Below are 21,934 nucleotides of genomic sequence, written 5' to 3'. Positions count from 1 at the left end.
ACCGCTTTCGCGGGCAAGCTCGCCCCTACATTAAAAAGCGTAGTTGGCAGACAGGTAGGTCTGGGCGCTGCTGGTCAAGTCCAGCGACCCCTGTTTACTGCCGCCGCGCTCGCTCATCTCGGTGCTGGCGTTGCTGCGCAGGTAACGGTAACCCAGCTCGACCGAGGTGTTTTGCGAAACCTGCTGCAATACACCGAACTGCCCGCCCAAGGCATAGCCGATGTCGCTGTCATGGCTGAAGCCCGGTGAGTTCTGGCTCAGTTTGGTCAAACCGGCCGTGGCACCGCCGAACAGTTGGGTGCTGCCACCCACCGGGTAGAACAGATCGTAGCTGCCCAGCAGGTTTTCCTGACGCAGTTTAATGCCGTTGTGCGAGCCCGACACGTTGTCGTAAGTGGCGTAGTAGCGGCCCTGGCTGTTTTGCTGACCCACACGCAGGCCCCAGGTGTTGTCCTTGTCGATCACACCGTCGGCGTTCGGGTGATTGAGGTTGTCGTTCAGGGCGTTGGACTTTTTAACCTTGTCGCTGGTCTGGCCAAACGTCAGGCCGGCGAAATGGGTGGTGTCGGCGTGGGCGGCAACACTGGCCCCCATCACGGTGAAAGCCAGCAGCAGTTTTTTGAAGGTAGTCATTGGGGAATTGCCTCATGCGCTATGTGCTTTTCGGGTACGGGGCAAGGTTACTGACCTCACCCTGTACGGCCCCTGAACGCACTCTGAACCTGAGCTGAATCAAATCGACTACGCTCACTTCACGGTTTTTAATCAGGAAACTCGATCATGCGCATGTTCCTCACCCTCGTATTACTGGCCATGAGCGGGCTCAGTCAGGCCGCCATCAAGACCCAGGAAATGCCCTATCAGAGTGCCGATGGCACCAAGCTGATTGGCTATTACGCCTACGACGATGCCATCAAAGGCCCACGCCCAGGCGTAGTGGTGGTGCATGAATGGTGGGGCCTTAACGACTACGCCAAGCGCCGCGCCCGCGATCTGGCCGGTTTGGGCTACAGCGCGCTGGCCATCGATATGTTTGGCGACGGCAAGAACACCGAACACGCCAAGGACGCCATGACCTTCATGCAAGCGGCATTAAAGGACAGCGCAGCGGCCAATGCGCGGTTTCAAGCCGGGCTCGATTTGTTGAAGCAACAGCCACAGACCGACCCGAACAAACTGGCGGCCATCGGTTATTGCTTCGGCGGCAAGGTGGTGCTGGATGCGGCGCGCCGGGGCGTGCCGTTGGCGGGCGTGGCGAGTTTCCACGGTGCGCTGGTGACCAATACGCCGGCGACTCCCGGCAGCGTGAAGGCGAAAGTCCTGGTGGAGCATGGCGCGCTGGACAGCATGGTGACGGCGGAAAACGTGACGGCGTTCAAGGCGGAAATGGACAAGGCCGGTGCCGACTATAAGTTTGTCACCCTCGAAGGCGCCAAGCATGGATTCAGCAATCCCGAGGCGGACCGTCTGAGCCATGGCGATCACGGCGGGCCGGACATTGGTTACAGCAAGGACGCGGATGAAAAATCCTGGGCGGACATGCAGGCGTTTTTCAAGAAGATCTTTGGCTGACACAGTGATCGTTCCCACGGTCCCCGTGGGAATGCAGCCCGGGACGCTCCGCGTCCCTTCGCGGATTTGACGCAGAGCGTCACCGGATGCATTACCACGCAGAGCGTGGGAACGATCACCTTGGGGCTACCCAGCCACAAGGCAACCCGGCAAAATGCCCGTCATGAATCCCGTCCCCGCCCTGCCCGCCTGCTGCACCCCGCTCGACGCCCGTTGGCCGCTGCCGTTTGTGCTGCACGATACGGTCCTGTTGGGCACCCACTTCGATACCATGCAACTGGCCAGCGATGATTTCCTGCGCAGCGCCATTGAGCCGCCCGCGAGCATCCAGCGTTCGGTGGCCAAGCGCCAGGCCGAGTTTCTCGCCGGTCGAATCTGCGCCCGGGCCGCGTTGCACCAACTGGAAGGGCTGAGCTTCATTCCGGCCATTGGCGAGGACCGCGCACCGGTGTGGCCGGCGCATATCACCGGTTCGATCACCCACAGCACCGGCCGGGCTGCGGCGATTGTCGCGAACAAGGCCCATTGGCGTGGTTTGGGGATGGACCTGGAAAACCTGCTCGACGCGGAACGGGCCGAACGCCTGGCCGGGGAAATTCTCACCGGGCCAGAATTGCAGCGCATGGCCACCGGGGCTCGCGATCAGTTGGCGATGCTGGTGACGCTGACGTTTTCGGTGAAGGAAAGCCTGTTCAAGGCGCTCTACCCGATCGTCCAAAAGCGCTTCTACTTCGAACACGCCGAAATGCTGGAGTGGAGCGAGGACGGTGAAGTACGGTTGCGGTTGCTGACCGACCTGTCCAGTGAATGGCGTAGCGGCACTGAGCTGGATGCGCAGTTTGCGGTGATGGATGGGCAGTTGTTGAGTCTGGTCAGTATCAAGGCCTGAAGCCCTGTAGCAGCTGGCGAAGCCTGCGTTCGGCTGCGAAGCAGTCGTCAAACCATAAACCGCAGTGTTTCAGGCAAATCGCGTGCTCAGGATTTACGACTGCTTCGCAGCCGAACGCAGGCTTCGCCAGCTGCTACAGGTCATGTGCCCAATCTCAACGCCGTTCCTGATTCCTCGGCCAGCTCAAACTGAAACAGGCCCCACCCAGGCTTTTGCTCTTGCCGATCAACGCTCGCCCGTCATGCCAATGGATGATCCGTCGCACGATCGACAACCCCAACCCGTGCCCACCCGAGGCGCGGGTGCGGCTGTCGTCGAGGCGCAGGAACGGGGTGAAGATTTTCTCCCACGCCGTTTCCGGCACGCCCGGCCCATCATCCTCGACATCCACCCGACAGCGCTGCTGCCCCACCTGATAGCTGACAGTTACCCGTGAATGGGCGTGGCGCATGGCGTTGCTCACCAGGTTCTGCAACGCCCGGTGCAGGTAACGCGGTTCGGCCTCGACCCAGGCGCCGTCACAATCGGCGGCCGACAGGCACAAGCCACGCTGCACCGTGACCTCGGCGCGCAACGGTGCCAGTTCCTCGATCACCTGATTGACCAACGCATCCAGATCGATCCGCTGGAAATTCAGTGCCGGCGAGCCCTGCTCCAGCCGGGCATAAGTGAGCATTTCATCGACCAGCCGATCGAGGTCCTCGATGTCGTGATCCATCCCTTCGCGGTATTTCTCCAGCGCCTCAGGCGTATTGGCCGAGCCGATCATCTCCAGGCCAAAACGCAGGCGCGCTACCGGTGTGCGCAATTCATGGGACACGGCACGCACCAGTTCTCGCTGAATCGCCAACAATTGCTGCAAGTGCTCGGCCATGCCGTTGAACGCCGAGGCCAGGCGCCCCACCGAGTCCGCGCCGCGCGCCGGTACGCGGGTTTCCAGGCTGCCCTTGGCGATGCGGGTGGCGGCGGCTTCCAGCCCGCGCAAACGGCGCTCCAGCTGACGCACCAACAGATAGACGATCAAACCGATCAGGCTCAAGCCAAGGGCCGCGATCAGCACCAGCCACTCGGGCGGGTAAGGATTCATCTGGTACAGCGGGCCGATTTCCAGCACCCACGGCGTACCGACCATGCCGGCAAACACCCGGATCGAATCGCCGCCCTTGCCCAGCGCCATGACCGTGTCGCCTTCGGATACACGGCGGCTCTGGTCTTCATCCATGTCGGCCTGATCGACCGTAACCAGCCGCAGATCGAAGCCGAAGCCCTTGTCTTCCTTTAACTGCGCCAGACGCTTGGGTTGCTCGGCCACCGGGTATCGCACCAGTTCATCGGCCAGCAGGTAAATGGTCGCCCGCGCCAGTTGCTCGCTGATCTGCTGGACTTCTCCGGTGAGCACCAGTTGTTCCTTGTCGCTGACCAGGCGATACACCTTCGCCGCGTGCGGGCCGGTCTGCTCCACCAGTGCCTGGCCGCGCAACACGCGGGTGCGCTGGGTCAGGTCGAGGTCGGTCTGGGGGAACGTCTTCAGCGCCAGCGGAATCCCGAGCAAGCGCCCCCACACCAGCAAGGCCCGGTGGCGCTCGGTTTCATTCATCGGTTGCAGGTTGTCAGCCATCAGCGAGAACGTGCCGTGAGCCAGACGCTCGCGGTACTGCTCGCTGCGCACCTGGTTCAGCAGGTGCAAGGCCAGCACGCCGAGCACGGCCACCAGAATCAGCGCCGCGCACATGCCGCCATAAATACGCAGGAAGATCGAGTTCACAGCGTGCAGGCTTCCGGCACGAACAAATAGCCTTTGCTGCGGATGGTTTTGATCAGCCGCGGATGCTCCGGGTCATCGCCGATTTTCGGGCGGATACGCGAGATGCGCACGTCGATGGAGCGGTCCTGGCCGTCATAACCGATGCCGCGCAGCGCGGTGAAAATTTCTTCGCGCGACAGAATGCGCCCGGCGTTGGCCACCAGCAGCCACAGCAGATCGAACTCGGCGCTGGTCAATTCGATACCGTTGTCGTGCAGCCAGGCTTCGCGCAATGCGTTGTCCACCACCAACGGGCCGAACTGCAGGCGTCGAAGTTTTTCCGGGGCCGCTTCAGGTGCTTCGCTGCGCCGCAGCAGGGCTTGAATGCGCGCCAGCAGCAAGCGCGGCCGCACCGGTTTGCAGACGTAGTCGTCGGCGCCCAGGTCCAGGCCCAGAATCTGATCGGTGTCATCGGTGCGCGCGGTGAGCATCAGGATCGGCCCGTCATATTTGTCGCGAACCTTGCGGCAAATGCTCAGGCCATCTTCGCCAGGGAGCATCAGGTCGAGGATCACCAAGTCCGGTTTGTCCTTGATGATGCGTGCCGCGGCCAGGGCGCCATTACCCTCGATCGATACTTGCAGGCCGTTGGCTTCCAGGTAATCGCGGGTCAGTTCGGCCAGACGCTGGTCGTCCTCGACAATCAATACCTGCCAGGCTTCTTGCTCCACGATGACCTCTGCTTGCCAACAACACCAATAAGGAAGGATCCCCCCGTCTTTTTGTAATGATTGGGGAGGATAAGAATGCGTAACCATCAATCGATTGTATAAACGTCGAACGACTGGAACACAAGCCGACAAATACGTTCGGACAAGCCTGTTTTTTGTGATAGGGTTCGCGCCCTTAAAAATCCGGACGCGCGTTTTCGATCTTTGAAAATCGACGAAAAATCATGCGCTCCAGCAGCGTCGCGGCTTACACGCTCGTTCCACATTTCACACACAATTTACGCACAGGTTTATCCACAGGCAGTACGTTGCAATCCCCCCCTAAAACGCATTATCTTGTAGCACGGCGCAAAAAAAACCCTACATGTAGGGTTTCTACTCAAAAGCCCAACCACATTTAAGACCAGAAACTCAAGCGCTTTATTGCCTGTTTATGGTTGAACCAAGCGTGATTTTACAAGCCCAAACCGTACACGCGGAGGGCACCGTTTTTTCAGGCCTGAACGGCCAGAACGGTACGGGTGTTGCAGTCATTACTGCCACCCTGAAAGGAATCCGGTTTCGAGCCCTGGCTCGCAACTAAAGACTTCGGCAAGGAAGCGGCATCATTAGCCTTTTTCCTACTGTCCCGAAGTTGTTATGCCCGACGCCCGTCGGTTGTAGTGCTTCAGGACAGAACGGTGGGCACCGTGATGGTGCCCAAACAAACATAGAGAATGTGGAGATACCCCCCCATGCAAACCGACACAACTCGCGAGAACCCGCAGGGCACCTTGCCGCAGGCCGCCGATTCGAATCCGGATCTGTCCGCCACCGCGCCTGGCCAACTGCGCGTGATCAAGCGTAACGGCACTGTCGTTCCTTACACCGATGACAAGATCACCGTCGCCATCACCAAAGCGTTTCTTGCAGTTGAGGGTGGCACCGCTGCCGCTTCGTCGCGTATCCACGACACCGTTGCCCGCCTGACCGAACAGGTCACCGCGACCTTCAAGCGTCGCATGCCTTCGGGCGGCACCATCCACATCGAAGAAATCCAGGACCAGGTCGAACTGGCCCTGATGCGTGCCGGCGAGCAGAAAGTAGCCCGCGACTATGTGATCTACCGTGACTCCCGCGCCAAAGAGCGCGCAGCGCACACCCCTGCCCAAGAAGCCGTCAACGCTCACCCATCGATCCGCATCACCCGCGCCGATGGCAGCCTGGCACCGCTGGACATGGGTCGTCTGAACACCATCGTTACCGAAGCGTGCGAAGGCCTGGAAGAAGTCGACGGCGAGCTGATCCAGCGCGAAACCCTGAAGAACCTGTACGACGGCGTGGCCCTGACCGACGTCAACACCGCCCTGGTGATGACCGCCCGTACCCTGGTCGAGCGTGAGCCGAACTACTCGTTCGTGACCGCTCGCCTGCTGATGGACACCCTGCGTGCCGAAGGCCTGGGCTTCCTGGGCGTCGCCGACAGCGCGACCCACCACGAAATGGTCGACCTGTACGCCAAGGCACTGCCTGCGTACATCGCCAAAGGTATCGAATTCGAACTGCTGAACCCGGTTCTGGCCGATTTCGACCTGGAAAAACTCGGCAAGGCGATCAACCACGAGCGCGATCAGCAGTTCACCTACCTGGGTCTGCAAACCCTGTACGACCGTTACTTCATCCACAAGGATGGCGTGCGTTTCGAACTGCCACAGATTTTCTTCATGCGCGTGGCCATGGGCCTGGCAATCGAAGAGAAGCACAAAGAAGACCGTGCGATCGAGTTCTACAACCTGTTGTCGTCCTTCGACTACATGTCCTCGACCCCGACCCTGTTCAACGCCGGTACCCTGCGTCCACAGCTGTCGAGCTGCTACCTGACCACCGTGCCCGATGACCTGTCGGGCATCTACCACGCGATCCACGACAACGCCATGCTGTCGAAATTCGCTGGCGGTCTGGGCAACGACTGGACGCCGGTTCGTGCGCTGGGTTCTTACATCAAGGGCACCAACGGCAAATCCCAGGGCGTCGTGCCGTTCCTCAAAGTGGTGAACGACACCGCCGTCGCCGTTAACCAGGGTGGCAAGCGCAAAGGCGCTGTCTGTGCCTACCTGGAAACCTGGCACATGGACATCGAAGAGTTCATCGAGCTGCGCAAGAACACCGGTGATGACCGTCGTCGTACCCACGACATGAACACCGCCAACTGGATCCCTGACCTGTTCATGAAGCGCGTCTTCGATGACGGCAAGTGGACCCTGTTCTCGCCGTCCGAAGTTCCGGACCTGCACGACCTGACCGGCAAGGCCTTCGAAGAGCGTTACGAGTACTACGAAGCCCTGACCGAGTACCCGGGCAAGGTCAAGCTGTTCAAGACCATCCAGGCCAAAGACCTGTGGCGCAAAATGCTGTCCATGCTGTTTGAAACCGGCCACCCGTGGCTGACCTTCAAAGACCCGTGCAACCTGCGCAGCCCGCAGCAGCACGTGGGCGTGGTTCACAGCTCGAACCTGTGCACCGAGATCACCTTGAACACCAACAAGGACGAGATCGCCGTTTGCAACCTGGGCTCGATCAACCTGCCGAACCACATCGTCGACGGCAAGCTGGACACCGCCAAGCTGCAACGCACCGTGAACACCGCCGTGCGCATGCTCGATAACGTGATCGACATCAACTACTACTCGGTGCCGCAAGCGAAGAACTCCAACTTCAAGCATCGTCCGGTCGGTCTGGGCATCATGGGCTTCCAGGACGCCTTGTACCTGCAGCACATCCCTTACGGTTCCGACGCCGCCGTCGAGTTCGCCGACAAGTCGATGGAAGCGGTCAGCTACTACGCGATCCAGGCGTCCTGCGACTTGGCTGACGAGCGTGGCGCCTACGAGACGTTCCAGGGGTCGCTGTGGTCCAAAGGCATCCTGCCACTGGATTCGCAACAGATCCTGATCGAGCAGCGTGGCCAGAAGTACATCGATGTTGACCTGAACGAATCCCTGGACTGGGCACCGGTTCGCGCCCGTGTACAGAAAGGCATTCGTAACTCCAACATCATGGCCATCGCACCGACCGCGACCATCGCCAACATCACCGGCGTGTCGCAGTCGATCGAACCGACCTACCAGAACCTCTACGTGAAATCGAACCTGTCGGGCGAATTCACCGTGATCAACCCGTACCTGGTTCGCGACCTGAAGGCTCGCGGCCTGTGGGACTCGGTCATGATCAACGACCTGAAGTACTACGACGGTTCGGTGCAGCAGATCGAACGCATCCCGCAAGAACTCAAAGAGCTCTACGCGACGGCCTTCGAAGTGGACACCAAGTGGATCGTCGACGCGGCCAGCCGTCGTCAGAAGTGGATCGACCAGGCTCAGTCGCTGAACCTGTACATCGCCGGCGCTTCGGGCAAGAAGCTGGACGTGACCTACCGCATGGCTTGGTACCGTGGCTTGAAAACCACCTACTACCTCCGTGCCCTGGCCGCGACCAGCACCGAGAAGTCGACCATCAACACCGGTAAGCTGAACGCTGTTTCCAGCGGCGGCAACCACGGTGACGACTCGGTCCTGGCAGCCCCAGCCGGTCCAGCTCCAGTGCCGAAGGCCTGCGCCATCGACGAGCCGGATTGCGAAGCTTGCCAATAAGCTGAGCCGGTAGGCGCTCCACGGCGCTTACCTGAAACCCCCGATGAGCCTTTGGCTGGTCGGGGGTTTTCTTTTGCCTCTGCCTTGTAGGAGCGAGGCTTGCCCGCGAAGAACGATGACGCGTAATACCTGAAAAACCGCAGTGCATTCTTCGCGGGCAAGCCTCGCTCCTACAGAATGAAAAAACCCCTCTTGCGAGGGGTTTCTTATGCAGCACTATCAAGCATCAGGTCATCTGAATGATGGTCTGCATGATGGTGCTCTGGGTGGAGATGGTCTTGGCGTTCGCCTGGTAGTTGCTCTGCGCCTTGATCAAATCAACCAGTTCGTTGGTCAGGTTGACGTTGGACTCTTCCAGGGAGTTGGAGACTACCGAGCCCAGCGTACCGGTCTTCGGTGCATCGACACCGGCCACGCCGGAAGCGAAGGTTTCTTTCCAGCGGGTGCCGCCAATTGGCTGCAAGCCTTGCTCGTTGGCGAAGCTCGCCACCGCCACCTGGCCGATGGCCTTGGTCTGCTGGTTGCTGAAGTTGGCGGTCATGACGCCGCTGGCGTCGATGGTCAGGCTGGAAATCTGGCCGGTGGCATAGCCGTCCTGGTATTGGGCGGTACGGGCGGTTGGCGAGTTGTAAGAAGTGGTCAGCGCCATGTTGAACGCGATACCGCCAGTGGCAGCGACGGAACCGTTCGGCCCCCAGGTCACAGGAATCGTTGCGGCGTTGGTAATGGCACCTGGCACCCAACCGGTCATGGTCAACGTGTTACCCGTCTTGGTCCAGCCGGCACCCGCCGTCAGCGTGTTAATGCTGCCGTCGGAGTTGAAAGTGATGTCAGCAGTGATCGCCACTGGAGGCGTGGTTGCAGGGTTGGCCGGGGAGCGACCGTCCATGTAGGTATGGACACGCCAGGCATTGGTACCCGTTTTCACGTAGTACTGATCCATGGTGTGCTCGTTACCCTGGCTGTCGTAGACCTTGGTGGAGATGGTCTTGTTATAGCTGTTGGTATCGGTCGGGCTGAACGTGGTCACGGTCGGTAATGTTTCCGCCGAGTTCAGGTTCATCGTCTGATCAACCTTGGTCGTCGGATTCGGCTTGAGGCTTGACGTATCGATCTTCAAGTCGGTCAACACACCGTTGATGATCTTGCCGTTGGCATCGACGCCATAACCCTGCAAACGGTTGCCGTTGTTATCGACCACATAGTTTTCAGCGTCGGTCTTGAACGCACCGGCACGGGTGTAACTCAGCGAACCGTTGTCGCTGAGAATGAAGAAACCGTTGCCCTGAATACCCATGTCCAGCACGTTGCCGGTGTTGTTCACATCGCCCTGGCTGAACTGCTGGGATACGTTGGCCAGGCGCACGCCGTTGCCGATGGTCTTGCTGCCGGTACCCAGGCGAGTGGCCGAGTACACGTCTTCGAATTCTGCACGGGACGATTTGAAACCGGTGGTCGCGACGTTGGCGATGTTGTTGCCGGTCACGTCCAGTTGTTTGTTGGCTGCATAGAGACCGCTAAGGCCGATATTGAAAGACATATTCCACTCCTTTGTGCCGTGTTAGTCGGCTCTATAGACCAATGGTTTGCACTTTGGACAGGGCAACGCTGCCCAGGCCTGCCAGGTTCAGCATCAACTCACCGCCGGTCTGGCTGATGGTCACGCTGTTGACCGTTGCCGGCAGGTAAGTAATCAGTGAGGTGTTCGTGCCGTCGATGGTGGTCGATGCGCCGAAGGTGTAAGTACCCGCCGGAGCCACTGCGCCCGAACTGTCCTTGCCGTCCCATATGAAACTGGCGTTGCCGGCGCTTTGACTGCCCAGCTCGAGGGTGCGGATGACCGTGCCTGCCGAGTTGGTGATCTTGACGGTCGCCGCGGAAACCGATGTCGGCACCACGACGGTACCGTTGAGACTCTTGGAAGTGTCGACCACGGCTTTGTCGGTCTGCGCGATGACCGAACGGCCCACCAGCGAAGAAGCCTGCAAGGCTTGCGAGGAGTTGTAGTTGCCGGCAATACCGGAGACGGTCTCGTTCAGCGTGGTGATGCCTTCCAGACTACTGAACTGCGCCAACTGGGCTACGAACGCACTGTTGTCCTGAGGATCGAGCGGGTTCTGGTTTTTCAGTTGGGTCACCAGCAGCTGCAGGAACGCGTCCTTGCCCAGTGCCTGGCCGCCGGTAGCAGCCGAGGTCAGGCTGTCTTTGGTGGTAGTGTTCGTGACCGAGGAGTTGGCCAAGACATCGCTAATAACGCTCATATGAATCGCCCCTTATCACTGACCGAGGGTCAGGACCTTCTGCATCATGGTTTTGGCGGTGTTCATCATTTCGGCGTTGGTCTGGAACGAACGACTCGCGGAGATCATGTCGGCCATTTCTTCGACGACGTTGACGTTCGGGTAGTAGACATAGCCCTTGGCATCGGCGGCTGGATGGTTCGGCTCGTAGCGCGCTTCAAGGTTGCTCTGGTCTTCGACCACGCCCAGCACCTGCACGCCTTGACCGGCTGCGTCCTGGTTCTGGAACAGCGAATCGCTGCCGCCGCTCTGACCACCCTGGAACAGGGTGGCGAACACCGGGTGACGCGCGCGGTAGGTCTGGTCGATGCTCGAGGAAACGGTCTCGGCGTTGGCGATGTTACTGGCGACGGTGTTCAAGCGAGTGGTCTGGGCACTCATGCCGCTACCGGCAATGTTGAAAACACTGGATAGGGACATGGCTTACTCTCCGCGCAGGGCTGATACCAGCCCTTTGAATTTACTGTTGAGCAGGGTGAAGCTGGCCTGGAAGTTGACCGCGTTTTCCGCGTAGTTCGACTGTTCCAGTTGAGCGTCCACGGTGTTCTGGTCGATCGACGGTTGCATCGGCGTGCGATACATCAGCGACTCGTCGCCATTGCCCAGGCCTTCAGCTTCGATGTGACGGCTGTTGGTCATGTTCAAGGCGAACTTGCCGTTTTTGGTTTTCTCGTTCTGCTCGGCGAGCACTTTCGAGAAGTCCAGATCCCGAGCCTTGTAGTTCGGGGTGTCGGCGTTGGCGATGTTGTTGGCCAGGACTTCGGCGCGTTGAGCGCGAAAGCCCAAGGCTTGTTCATGGATACCGAGCGCTTTATCGAAGCTGATGCTCATGTCGGGAAACCTTCGGGTGACCTGATTTTTCGTATCAGGGCTTTAGCAAGCCGCGTGCCAAATCAAAAAAGCCCGTAAACCGGGGCTTTGCGGGCAAGGGCAAGGCGGCAATGCCAGAAAAGCGGCAACCGGTTTCCGCCGGATGCCGCTTTTCTGCCGCTTCTCACGCTCGAAAGAACACCCATAACCTCGTAGGAGCGGGCTTGCCCGCGAAAGCGGTGTGTCAGCAATATTGATATCGACTGACACGACGCCTTCGCGGGCAAGCCCGCTCCTACAGATGATGCGGCGGGAATGAGAAATCAGGCACAAAAAAAACGGGAGCCCCTAAGGACTCCCGTTTTTTTAGCCGTCAATGAATCACTTCGCCTTGTAGATGATCCCCGGGCTGCACTGGACCATCTGGTAGTGATCCGGCAAACCGTTCAGCGCTTCGGAGGCGCCAAGGAACAGATAACCGCCCGGCTTGAGCGTGCTGTGAATGCGCAACAGGATGTCTTTCTTCACCTCGGCGGAGAAGTAGATCAGCACGTTGCGGCAGAACACGATGTCGAACTTGCCCAGGCTCGCGTAGCTGTCGAGCAAGTTGAACGGGCGAAACTCTACCCGGCTCTTGATCGGTGCCTTGACCGCCCAACGCCCCGGCCCCTTGGGGTCGAAGTAACGCTGAAGGCGCTCGGGCGACAAACCGCGGCCGATGGCCAGGCTGTCATACTCGCCGGTCTTGCAGTTGGTCAGCATGGTGCCGGACAGGTCGGTGGCAACGATCTGCACGCCCATCTTCAACTGGCCCATGTTGACCCGCTCGAACTCATCGATGGACATCGACAGCGAATAGGGTTCCTGACCCGACGAACACGCCGCCGACCAGATCCGCAGGCGCTGGCCGGGGCTGGCCTTGATCGCTTCAGGCAATACCTTGTTCTTCAAGACTTCAAACGGATAGGTGTCACGAAACCACAGGGTTTCGTTGGTCGTCATGGCATCCACCACCTGCTCGCGCAAACCACTGCGCGGCTGGGTCTGGATGCGCTGCACCAGCTCACCCAGCGATTTGATGCCCTGCTGCTCCATCAGTTTGTTGAGACGGCTCGAGACCAGGTATTGCTTGTTTTCACCGAGCAAAATGCCACAGGCTTTTTCCAGGAAGACCCGGAACTGTTCGAAATCCAAATTACCCGTAGACAAAGATGCCGCCTCTTAAATCGTGTTGACTGCCAGGGACAGAACGCCCCTAGCTGTTATCTGCTGCTTTGATCCGGTCGACTACCCGGGATGCCAGGTCATCAGGGCGGAATTTGGCCAGGAAGTCATCGGCACCGACCTTCTTGACCATCGCCTGATTGAACACACCCGACAACGAAGTATGCAGGATGATATGCAGCTTTTGCATGCGCGGGTCGGCGCGGATCTCGGCCGTCAGGGTGTACCCGTCCATTTCCGGCATCTCGATGTCGGAAATCATCATCAGGAACTCGTCTTCTGGCTTCTTGCCCTCGTCGACCAGCTTGCGCAGGTAATCCAACGCTTGCCGACCGTCGTTCAACGCCACCACTTCGACACCGACCGTCTGCAGGCAACGGGTCACCTGCTTACGCGCCACCGACGAGTCATCGACCGTCAGCACCCGCAGGGACAATGCCTTGTGCTGAGTCTCGACATCCACCACGCCCACCGAAATCGCTTCCGGTGTCGGCGCCACTTCCGCCAGCACCTTCTCGACGTCGATGATTTCGACCAACTGATTGTCGACCCGAGTCACAGCCGTCAGGTAGTGATCACGCCCCGTACCCTTGGGTGGCGGATGGATCTCCTCCCAGTTCATGTTGACGATGCGCTCGACCGACCGAACCAGGAAACCCTGGGTCTTGGTGTTGTACTCCGTGATGATCACGAAGGGATTGCTTTGGTCCAGCAACCGACCGGCACCGGTCGCCATCGCCAGATCTAGAATCGGAATGGTTGCCCCCCGAATATTCGCCACACCGCACACGACAGGACTGGACTTGGGCATCAGGGTCAGCTTGGGGCATTGCAGCACCTCACGAACCTTGAACACGTTGATCCCATACAGCTGCTGGCCGTCGAGACGGAACAACAACAGCTCAAGGCGATTCTGCCCTACCAGTTGCGTGCGCTGGTTCACCGAATCCATTACACCAGCCATGCCCAGACTCCTACACCAACGCTAAGTGTGTTGCGACGCACATTCATCACGAAACGGCACGGCGCTTGCTTTTTAACTCTTATGAACACAGAACCGACATTTTTCCGACACCTGACATCAACCTGCCGCCGATTACTCTGCGCGGTGTCGGCCGCTTGCCTGTTCAACGCTGGCAGCCCTGCCCTTGCTGACGCGGTTACCTTGCCTGACATGCTTATCGGCGTCACCCAGGGCTTTCTTGAATTCACCGTGGAAGACTATCTGGCCAGCAGTCAAACGGAAGGTCGCTACGAAATCCAGGTCAATCAACTCGATCCGCGCCTGCGCATGCCCATGTGCGACAAGGAATTGACAGCCTCCCTCGAGAGCCCCGCGAGGCCTCTGGGCCGGGTCACGGTCAAGGTTCGCTGCGATAGCGCCTCACCCTGGACCGTCTTCGTGCCCGCCCAGGTAAAGCTGTTTCGCGACATCGTGACCACCACTCGCCCCCTCAAGCGCACAGGGATCATCGAACCTCAGGACGTCACCCTGCGCGAGCGCGATATCAGCTTGATAAATCAGGGTTTTCTGACTTCCGTCAATCAGGCGATTGGACAAAGACTTACCCGACCGATGGTCGCCGATCAGATCATCACCCTGGTGCACCTCGAACAAGCGGAAGTGATTCGCAAGGGCGACCAGGTGGTGATTACAGCCCGCAGCGGCACGCTCAGTGTGCGCATGCCGGGTGAAGCGCTGTCCAACGGCGGCCTGAGCGAACAGATTCGTGTGAAAAACCTTAACTCCCAACGGGTCATCAAGGCGCAAGTCACCGCGCCCGGCCAAGTGGAAGTTGCCATGTAGAACGCTCTGTGGGTGAAATCATGGCGCACCGCCTGGCGGTTGCCTAAACTGTGCCGCATGCAGGACATGCGCTGGCGCATGCGAGCTCATTGATAAATGGGCCTAAAGTTTTCACAGGGATAGCCGAAAACATGGCAAGCGTCCAAATACCCAGAGGTTTTTTGTCATGGTCATTGATTTCAGTCGTTTAAACAGCTCCTCGTCACTTACGGGCAGTACACGTACCAGCACCGCGAAGGAAACCGCCGAAGCCGGCCAATCCGCGCCGCTGAATACCCCGGCCGAACAGGCCATTGCCACCCAAAGCGGGGAATCGGTACACCTCAGCAATGAGGCTCAACAGTTGCAGAAGGTCACTGACAAGCTGCGCGATCAGCCTGCCGTCGACAACGCCCGCGTGGCCGAGTTGAAAGCAGCGATTGCCGATGGCAGCTATAAAGTCGACAGCAACCGTGTAGCCAGCAAACTGCTCAACTTCGAAGCCCAGCGCTAGGCCACCGCCCGCGCCAGGCTTTTGGACGCTTAAAACCCAAGGCCAGCCATGCACGACACTACTTTATTGCAACTGATCATCGACGACTTTGCCCCGGCGCAACAGCTGCTGGAGTTGCTGCAAACCGAGTCCCTCGCCTTGCACGGTCGCGACATGCCACTGCTCGAAGAGATTCTGGCGAGCAAACAGGCATTGATCACTTTGCTCGAACAGCATGGCCGCAAGCGCAGTGAAATCCTCGCCAGCCTCAATCTGCCGACCACTCGCCAGGGCCTGGAGCAACTTGCCAGCCATTCAAGCGTTGGTGAACGGTTGCTGAGCCAGAGCGACGTGCTGACCGACCTCCTGGCCCAATGCCAGGCCGCCAACGCCAACAATGGCCAGTCGATTCTGGTGCAGCAGGCCGCCACGGCCAACCAGCTGAAAATCCTCACCGGCGGCGAACCGCCAGCGCTCTACGATGCCCGCGGATCAACCTCCAAGCTCGCCAAGCCACGCCCGCTCAGTCAGGCTTGAGCCTTTCTATGAGCACGCCCTATCAAGACGCGAAACATGCTGGCAGAATACTGGCCAGTTGTCATATTTGCCTGGAGATTGATGCCCCGTGTTCAATGCCTTAAGCGCGGAAGATGCTCCGCAGCCACCCAAGGTGCTCACCACGCCCCTGGAAATCTCCGGCAACCTGCGCCAGCTGCAAGACAGCCATGACCCGCTGATCATCACGTTCCACGAGCGCAGCCAGCGCTTCCAGAGTTATCTGGTGGACGTCGACCGTGACAGCAACAGAATCGCCCTGGACGAAATGATCCCCCGCGACGGCGAACGCTTTCTGCTGGCCGGCGAACCGTTCAAGGTCGAAGGCTTCCACGACGGCGTACGCATCGCCTGGGAAAGCAATGGCCCGCTGACGATCGACGAATCCGGCGATGGCCGCTGCTACCGTGGCGCGTTGCCCGATGAAGTGGTCTACCACCAGCGCCGCAATGCTTTCCGCGCCGCGTTGAAGCTGGCACAACTGGTCAATGTCGAACTGGGGGGTGAGAAACTCAAGTCGCCGATCGGCGGCAAACTGCTGGACATCTCCGCCACCGGTTGCAAATTGCGCTTTGATGGCGACATCACCGCCAGGCTGCAATTGGGCCAGGTCTACGATCGTTTCATCGCCGCCCTGCCCTTCGGCAGCATGACGGCACCTGTGGAATTGCGTTACCTGCACTTTGAAGAAAAGATCAACACCACCTTCGCCGGCGTACGCTTTCACAATATGAGCGGCCTGGTGCAGCGACAGGTCGAGCGGTTCGTCTATCAGCTCCAGCGCGAAGCGCGGCGTTTCGATAAAGACGACTTCTGATACGCCACTCCCATAAAAAAACGGGCAGTCCCTTGCGGTGACTGCCCGTTTTTTTATGCCTTGATCAAGGCCTCGCTTCAGTAAAACCTTGCTCGCGCCCCGCGTCCGGGTCTTCTGACTCCGTTACCGGTTCAAGCTCGGCATCCGGCTCCGGATCAGGTTCCGGGTTGACCGGATTCTGCATCTGATCCTGCACCACCTGCTCATCGACTCGCGGGTCAAGGCAAGCCACCAGTGGCGAACTCGTCATGCTGTCCGGCATGGCCACGTGATGCAGCGGAGCATCGTCCACTTGGTGCAGGTTGGTGACCGCTTTCGGGCGGATTCGCCACACCAGCACCAACGCAAAAAAACTGAAGAACGCATAAAGCATCTGACTGCCGAACAACTTCATCAATACCCCGGCCACCAACGGTCCGACACTCGCGCCGACACCGTAAGTCACCAGCAGCATTGCCGTCAGCGACACCCGGCGATCACCCTCGACGTGGTCGTTGGAGAACGCCACCGCCAACGGGTACAGACAGAACTGCACCAACGAGCAGAGGAACCCGGCGATGAACAGCACCTCCAGCGGCACCTGCGGCATGATCGCCAGTGGCAACGCGGCCAGTGCCAGGCTAAACGCAAAACTGCGGATCAATACCGCCCGGTCATAGCGGTCCGACAGCCAACCCAACGGCCACTGCACCACCAGGCCTGCAAAAATGCAGCTGCCCATGAACAGACCGACCTGTTCCGTGGACAACCCTTGCTGCGAAGCATACAGCGGCGCCAGACCGTAGAACGAACCGACGATCAACCCCGACCCCAGTACCGTACTCAGTGACTGCGGCACACGCTTGATGAAAAAGCGTGGCTCCATCGGCGCCGGGTGCAAAGGTGCCGGGTGAATCCGTCGGGTCAGGGCCACCGGCACCAGACACAGAGCGAAACACAGTGCGACCAGCATCAACAGCTCCAGGCCCAGCCCCGGGTGCATGACCAGAATCAGCTGCCCCAACACCAGCCCCAGGTACGAGGCGATCATGTAGCCGCTGAACACCACGCCACGCTTGTTGGCTTCTGCCTGCTCATTGAGCCAGCTTTCGATCACCATGTACTGGCACATCATGCCCAAGCCGACGATCACCCGCAGGAACAGCCAGGCCGGCAACCAATCCACCAGACCATGGCCCAACACCGCCGCGCCGACGATCCCGGCACAGGCTGAATAGGCTCGAATGTGCCCGACCCGGGCAATCAGCCGATGGCCGATCTTGCCGCCCAGCACCAGGCCGAAATAGTTGGCCGCCATCAACGCGCCGACCCACAGGCTGTCGACGTTATCGGCCGCCAGGCGCAGGGCAAGGTAAGTACTCAACAGGCCCGAGCCGATCAACATCATCAGCGAGGCGAAATAAAGTCCTCGAAAGGATTTCAGGATTTGGCGCATTGGCGTTCCGAGCGGCTCCTTGCAGTGAGTATCGGGCTATCGACAACGATAGCCCGATGGCGACAGGTCGTCAGGCCTGGGCTGCTAGAACACGCCGTTCCCAGGGAGTTATTTCATCGAGGAAGCTGGTCAACTCCATGGACTTCGACGCAATGTAGCCTTCGATGAACTCCTTGCCGAACAGTTCCTTCGCCAATTGGCTACGTTTCAGACGTTCGAGAGCGGCATGCAAGGTACACGGCAACGCAAGATTATCCGGCACCACGAATTCGCCCCGGGCCGCTTCACTCGGTTCCAGTTTGTTTTCGATGCCATACAGCCCCGATGCCAGGCTCGCGGCGATCGCCAGATACGGATTGGCATCGGCCCCCGGCAAGCGATTCTCGACCCGACGAGCAACCGGCGAACTGGCCGGAATGCGCAGCCCGGCCGCACGATTGTCGTGGGACCAGCAGGCATTGTTCGGTGATGCGAAAGGATGGCACAGGCGCTGATAGGAGTTCACGTTCGGCGCAAACAACGCGGTGAAATCCGCAAGGCCAGCTTGCTGACCACCGATGAAATGACGGAAGGTCGCGGTCGGCTCGCCGGCCTTGTCGCTGAACACATTACGCCCGGTGTCGATCTCGACGATGCTCTGGTGAATATGCATCGAACTGCCCGGCGTGTGGGCCAACGGCTTGGCCATGCAGACCACGGTCAGGCCATGCTTGAGCGCCACTTCCTTGAGCAGGTGTTTGAACAGCAGGGTCTGGTCGGCCAGCAGCAACGGATCGCCGTGCAGCAGGTTGATCTCGAACTGGCTGACGCCCATCTCGTGCATGAAGGTATCGCGCGGCAAACCCAGCGCCGACATGCATTCATAGACTTCATTGAAGAACGGACGAAGGCCGTTATTGGAGCTGATGCTGAACGCCGAATGACCGTCCTCGCGGCGACCGTCCAGGCCGACCGGCGGCTGGAAGGGTTGCGTCGGGTCAGGGTTGGGTGCGAACACAAAGAATTCCAGCTCGGTCGCCACAACGGGTGCCAGACCGAGGGCAGCGTATCGAGCGATCACCGCCTTGAGCTGGCCGCGGGTCGACAGGTGCGAGCTCTCGCCCGTCAGCTCCTGCGCATCGCAAATCGCCAGCGCCCGAGGCTGCGAACTCCAGGGCAAGCGGTGGATCTGCGCCGGATCCGGCACCAGCGCCAGGTCGCCATCATCGCTGCCGTAAAAGTGCGCGGGCGGATAGCCGCCCATGATGCATTGCAGCAGCACGCCTCGCGCCATCTGCAAACGCCGCCCTTCAAGAAAACCTTCGGCGGTCATCACCTTGCCCCGGGGTACGCCGTTCAGGTCCGGCGTGACACATTCAATCTCATCAATGCCCGTCAATCGCTGTGCGAGTGAACGATGGCCATCGGTTGTCATGACGCAATCCTTGTTGTTGTACGAGCCGCGAACGGCGACCCGTACAAAATAGGCTCCGGCCGTTCGGAATATCAAGCAGCGTCAAACAAAAAGGCGCAATCCCCTGAGGATCGTATTGTTCAGGGGAGACAGAGCCTGAACACACCGCCGCCCAACAGGCCGCCATTGCTGATTTCGGTGCGTCCGCCCACGCCATTGCGCTGGTGCAAGGCGGCAATCCGCCCCGCAAAGTACAGGCCCAGGCCGGTACTGCCACTGCTGTGGTTGATGCCTTGCACGTAATCGGCCTGACGCTCGATCATCTCGGCGGGATAACCCTCGCCATCGTCGTTGATGGTCAGCACCAGTTGCCCTGCCTCATCGCTGACGCTGATCAACAAGGCATGCCGGGCGTAACGGATGGCGTTGTTGATGCTGTTGGCGAGCACCGAGGCAATCAACTCCCGATCGAAGAAACCCAGCGGGCTCAACGGATCCACTTCATAGGTCGCGATAATGCCGCGGCTGGCGAACACTTCCTGGTGAGCCGCCAGTTGCGCCTCGATGAAGTCATCCAGTTCATGGTAAGCCGGCTGCAACGGCATCTGGTTGACGCCGAGTTTGTACAACCCCAGCAACTGCACCAGCATGCCGTTGAGGTGGGCGAACTCGAACTCGATGACGCCCTGCTCCGGCGTGTGCCGTTCGGGATCGGGCAAGCGTGCCAGCCATTGACTGTGCGCCTGCATCAGCATGGCCAGGGAGTTCTTCATGTCGTGCACGGTGGAGGCAATCACCGTGGAGAAATCGAGTGACGGTTCGCTGTCAATCATTCGCCGAACGCCTTGATTTTCAGTTTCTGGTAGCGCGGATACCGCGCGTCGGTATCGGGCATCAGGCCGACGGTTTTCAGGCAGGCCCGGCATTCCTCCAGCTCGGCCGACGGCACGCTGGTGTCGGTGCCGTGCAGCAGCGATTGCGCCATGTTCAGGGCAATACTGATGTTCTTCGGCTGCAACGCCAGGGCTTTGCGGAACACATCCCGGGCTTCCACCAGATTGCCGGTCTTGTACACCCGCACGCCCTGGCGGTTGAGGTCGGCGGCTGCATTACCGGAATTGAGGATGGTCGGGTCGTCGGTCAGCTTGGCGATGCCTTGCATCACGGTCGGATCGTCGCCGTAGATTTCCGCACAATTTTTCAGCATCGAAGCACCGGCACTCGCCTGCCCCAGCATTTGCAGTTGCTTGGCCACCAGCAGCGCTGCTTCGGCACTCATGAACTGTTCCATGCCGTCGAGGCGCATCATCGCCTGCTCGGTGAGCTTCTCGGCGGTTTCGGCATCGTTGAGCAGCAGGCTGGTGGCTTTCATCAGCCGTGCGCGAACCTGCAACCCCGGATCGGAAGGGTTTTCCTTCGCCACCGCACTCAGCGTCGTGTTGATTTCAAGACGGGTCCGGGTGTCCAGGCCCTTTTCCGCGCCTTTGCTGATCAACGCATGGGCCAGGCCGAGGTTGCTTTCCGCATCCTTGAAACGTGACTGCGCCCCTTGGTTCACGGCCTGGCGATAGGCTTTGGAGGCGGTGTCGAAATCCTCATTGGTCATCGCCAACTTGCCCAGCAACGCTTGCCGACGCACCGCCAGCGGCGACAGGCGAATAGCCTCTTCCAGCACTTTCTGTGCTGCTTTGGTGTCGCCTTCGGCGACCAGCACGTCGGCCATGCCATCGTAGAGGGCCGGCATCATCGGGAAGACTTTCAGGGCTTTTTCGTAAATGCCCTTGGCCTGGCTGACCTGACCGCGCTTGAACAGCAACTGGCCCAACCCGGCAAACGCCCAGGGCAACGGGCGATCAGCAATGATGCTGTCGTAGAGACGCTCAAGCGCTTCGTTCTGGTTCAAATCGCGCAGCGCATCGGCGCGGTAACGCAGGCACAGCGGTGAATATCGAATGTCCTGTTTACACAGGGCGATGCAGGCATTGAGCACTTCAACCGGTTTGCCCCGGTCAAGCGCTTGCAGGATCGGTTTGAGCAAGGTCTTGCGCTGTTCCAGTCGCTCCAGGCGTTGGGCCAGGCCGGAGCGGTTGAACGGCTTGGTCAGGTAAGCATCGGGCTCATGCTCCAGTGCGCTGAGTACCATGGCCTGGCTGGTTTCGGCGGTGACCATGACAAACACACTTTCATGGCTGATCAGCTTCTCGATCATCAGGTCTTCGAGCACCTGCTGACCGTTCTTCTTGCCATCGCCCAGGTGGAAATCCTGCAGGATGAAGTCGTAGGACTTCTGTGAGCACATGCGCAGCGCCTGTTCACCGGTATCGGCGGTGTCGACGTCCTTGACGCCCAGCTCCCGCAGCATGGACCTGACGGAACTGCGGAAATCCGAGAAATCATCGACGATCAAAAAGCTTTTTTGGTGATACGACAGCATCGAAGATTTCCAGGCAAATTTAAGAAGAAAACCCAAAGGCAACTGCACGGGCGGTGCTTTTGGCGCGCAGATGATAGCGAGAGGCCATAAGCTATCAAGTCATTTCGCAGAAGCCCGTGATT

General features: G+C 59.5%; 20 protein-coding genes. 7 read left to right on the top strand and 13 right to left on the bottom strand.

What is annotated here, in order from left to right; translation table 11 throughout:
• Positions 1–30 precede the first annotated feature (30 nt).
• The gene (locus tag HCU66_RS03120) at positions 31–633 is read right to left on the bottom strand and encodes a porin family protein (RefSeq protein ID WP_205887113.1); all 603 of its coding nucleotides are present in this window, start codon (positions 631–633) and stop codon (positions 31–33) included.
• 147 nt (positions 634–780) lie between these two features.
• Here HCU66_RS03120 and HCU66_RS03115 point away from each other — a divergent pair, with 147 nt between their 5' ends.
• Positions 781–1,572 carry a dienelactone hydrolase family protein gene (locus HCU66_RS03115; protein ID WP_205887112.1) on the top strand — a complete coding sequence of 264 codons (792 nt, stop codon included), beginning with the start codon at positions 781–783 and terminating at the stop codon, positions 1,570–1,572.
• A gap of 163 nt (positions 1,573–1,735) precedes the next feature.
• Positions 1,736–2,461, top strand: a complete 726-nt coding sequence (locus HCU66_RS03110; RefSeq protein WP_205887111.1) for a 4'-phosphopantetheinyl transferase family protein — start codon at positions 1,736–1,738, stop codon at positions 2,459–2,461.
• Between the two features lie 154 nt (positions 2,462–2,615).
• On the opposite strand, the gene HCU66_RS03105 is transcribed toward HCU66_RS03110, so the two are convergent.
• Positions 2,616–4,226, bottom strand: coding sequence for an ATP-binding protein (locus tag HCU66_RS03105; RefSeq protein WP_205887110.1), 1,611 nt, complete (start codon positions 4,224–4,226; stop codon positions 2,616–2,618).
• A complete protein-coding gene (locus HCU66_RS03100) occupies positions 4,223–4,936 on the bottom strand; it encodes a response regulator (RefSeq protein ID WP_205887109.1) in 714 nt (237 codons plus the stop codon). Before HCU66_RS03100 ends, HCU66_RS03105 begins: the two co-directional genes overlap by 4 nt.
• Before the next feature lie 734 nt (positions 4,937–5,670).
• Here HCU66_RS03100 and HCU66_RS03095 point away from each other — a divergent pair.
• Entirely contained in the window at positions 5,671–8,565 is a 2,895-nt protein-coding gene (locus HCU66_RS03095; protein ID WP_205887108.1) for a ribonucleoside-diphosphate reductase subunit alpha, read from the top strand.
• Positions 8,566–8,791: 226 nt separating this feature from the next.
• On the opposite strand, the gene flgE is transcribed toward HCU66_RS03095, so the two are convergent.
• From flgE to HCU66_RS03065, 6 genes are all read right to left on the bottom strand, one after another.
• Complete coding sequence (gene flgE, locus HCU66_RS03090; protein WP_205887107.1) at positions 8,792–10,105, bottom strand: flagellar hook protein FlgE; 1,314 nt, start codon at positions 10,103–10,105, stop codon at positions 8,792–8,794.
• A 31-nt stretch (positions 10,106–10,136) separates the two neighbouring features.
• Positions 10,137–10,826 (bottom strand): flagellar hook assembly protein FlgD, encoded by a 690-nt coding sequence (gene flgD, locus HCU66_RS03085; protein WP_205887106.1) that lies wholly within the window; start codon positions 10,824–10,826, stop codon positions 10,137–10,139.
• Between the two features lie 15 nt (positions 10,827–10,841).
• Positions 10,842–11,285: a flagellar basal body rod protein FlgC gene (gene flgC, locus HCU66_RS03080; RefSeq protein WP_205887105.1), complete on the bottom strand. Its 444-nt coding sequence runs from the start codon at positions 11,283–11,285 to the stop codon at positions 10,842–10,844.
• Between the two features lie 3 nt (positions 11,286–11,288).
• Entirely contained in the window at positions 11,289–11,696 is a 408-nt protein-coding gene (gene flgB, locus HCU66_RS03075) for a flagellar basal body rod protein FlgB (RefSeq protein WP_007899124.1), read from the bottom strand.
• 360 nt (positions 11,697–12,056) lie between these two features.
• Positions 12,057–12,884 carry a protein-glutamate O-methyltransferase CheR gene (cheR, locus tag HCU66_RS03070; RefSeq protein ID WP_205887104.1) on the bottom strand — a complete coding sequence of 276 codons (828 nt, stop codon included), beginning with the start codon at positions 12,882–12,884 and terminating at the stop codon, positions 12,057–12,059.
• A 46-nt stretch (positions 12,885–12,930) separates the two neighbouring features.
• Positions 12,931–13,863, bottom strand: a complete 933-nt coding sequence (locus HCU66_RS03065; RefSeq protein ID WP_205887103.1) for a chemotaxis protein CheV — start codon at positions 13,861–13,863, stop codon at positions 12,931–12,933.
• A gap of 81 nt (positions 13,864–13,944) precedes the next feature.
• Here HCU66_RS03065 and flgA point away from each other — a divergent pair, with 81 nt between their 5' ends.
• The 4 genes from flgA (at position 13,945) to HCU66_RS03045 (ending at position 16,550) form a co-directional block, all read left to right on the top strand.
• A complete protein-coding gene (flgA, locus tag HCU66_RS03060; RefSeq protein ID WP_205887102.1) occupies positions 13,945–14,706 on the top strand; it encodes a flagellar basal body P-ring formation chaperone FlgA in 762 nt (253 codons plus the stop codon).
• A 166-nt stretch (positions 14,707–14,872) separates the two neighbouring features.
• Positions 14,873–15,199, top strand: coding sequence for a flagellar biosynthesis anti-sigma factor FlgM (gene flgM / locus HCU66_RS03055; protein WP_205887101.1), 327 nt, complete (start codon positions 14,873–14,875; stop codon positions 15,197–15,199).
• 48 nt (positions 15,200–15,247) lie between these two features.
• A complete protein-coding gene (locus tag HCU66_RS03050) occupies positions 15,248–15,715 on the top strand; it encodes a flagella synthesis protein FlgN (RefSeq protein ID WP_205887100.1) in 468 nt (155 codons plus the stop codon).
• Positions 15,716–15,803: 88 nt separating this feature from the next.
• Complete coding sequence (locus HCU66_RS03045) at positions 15,804–16,550, top strand: flagellar regulator YcgR PilZN domain-containing protein (protein ID WP_205887099.1); 747 nt, start codon at positions 15,804–15,806, stop codon at positions 16,548–16,550.
• Between the two features lie 64 nt (positions 16,551–16,614).
• On the opposite strand, the gene HCU66_RS03040 is transcribed toward HCU66_RS03045, so the two are convergent.
• From HCU66_RS03040 to HCU66_RS03025, 4 genes are all read right to left on the bottom strand, one after another.
• The gene (locus tag HCU66_RS03040; RefSeq protein WP_205887098.1) at positions 16,615–17,985 is read right to left on the bottom strand and encodes an MFS transporter; all 1,371 of its coding nucleotides are present in this window, start codon (positions 17,983–17,985) and stop codon (positions 16,615–16,617) included.
• Between the two features lie 70 nt (positions 17,986–18,055).
• On the bottom strand, positions 18,056–19,297 hold the full coding sequence (locus HCU66_RS03035) for a glutamine synthetase family protein (protein WP_205887306.1): 1,242 nt from the start codon (positions 19,295–19,297) through the stop codon (positions 18,056–18,058).
• 221 nt (positions 19,298–19,518) lie between these two features.
• The gene (locus HCU66_RS03030; RefSeq protein WP_205887097.1) at positions 19,519–20,211 is read right to left on the bottom strand and encodes a sensor histidine kinase; all 693 of its coding nucleotides are present in this window, start codon (positions 20,209–20,211) and stop codon (positions 19,519–19,521) included.
• Complete coding sequence (locus HCU66_RS03025) at positions 20,208–21,812, bottom strand: tetratricopeptide repeat-containing response regulator (RefSeq protein ID WP_205887096.1); 1,605 nt, start codon at positions 21,810–21,812, stop codon at positions 20,208–20,210. The genes HCU66_RS03030 and HCU66_RS03025 overlap by 4 nt, the downstream gene beginning before the upstream one ends.
• Positions 21,813–21,934: the final 122 nt, after the last annotated feature.

Source organism: Pseudomonas frederiksbergensis (assembly GCF_017114915.1).
Classification (GTDB): Bacteria; Pseudomonadota; Gammaproteobacteria; order Pseudomonadales; family Pseudomonadaceae; genus Aquipseudomonas; species Aquipseudomonas frederiksbergensis_I.
This window is presented reverse-complemented; position numbering and strand designations above follow the sequence as displayed.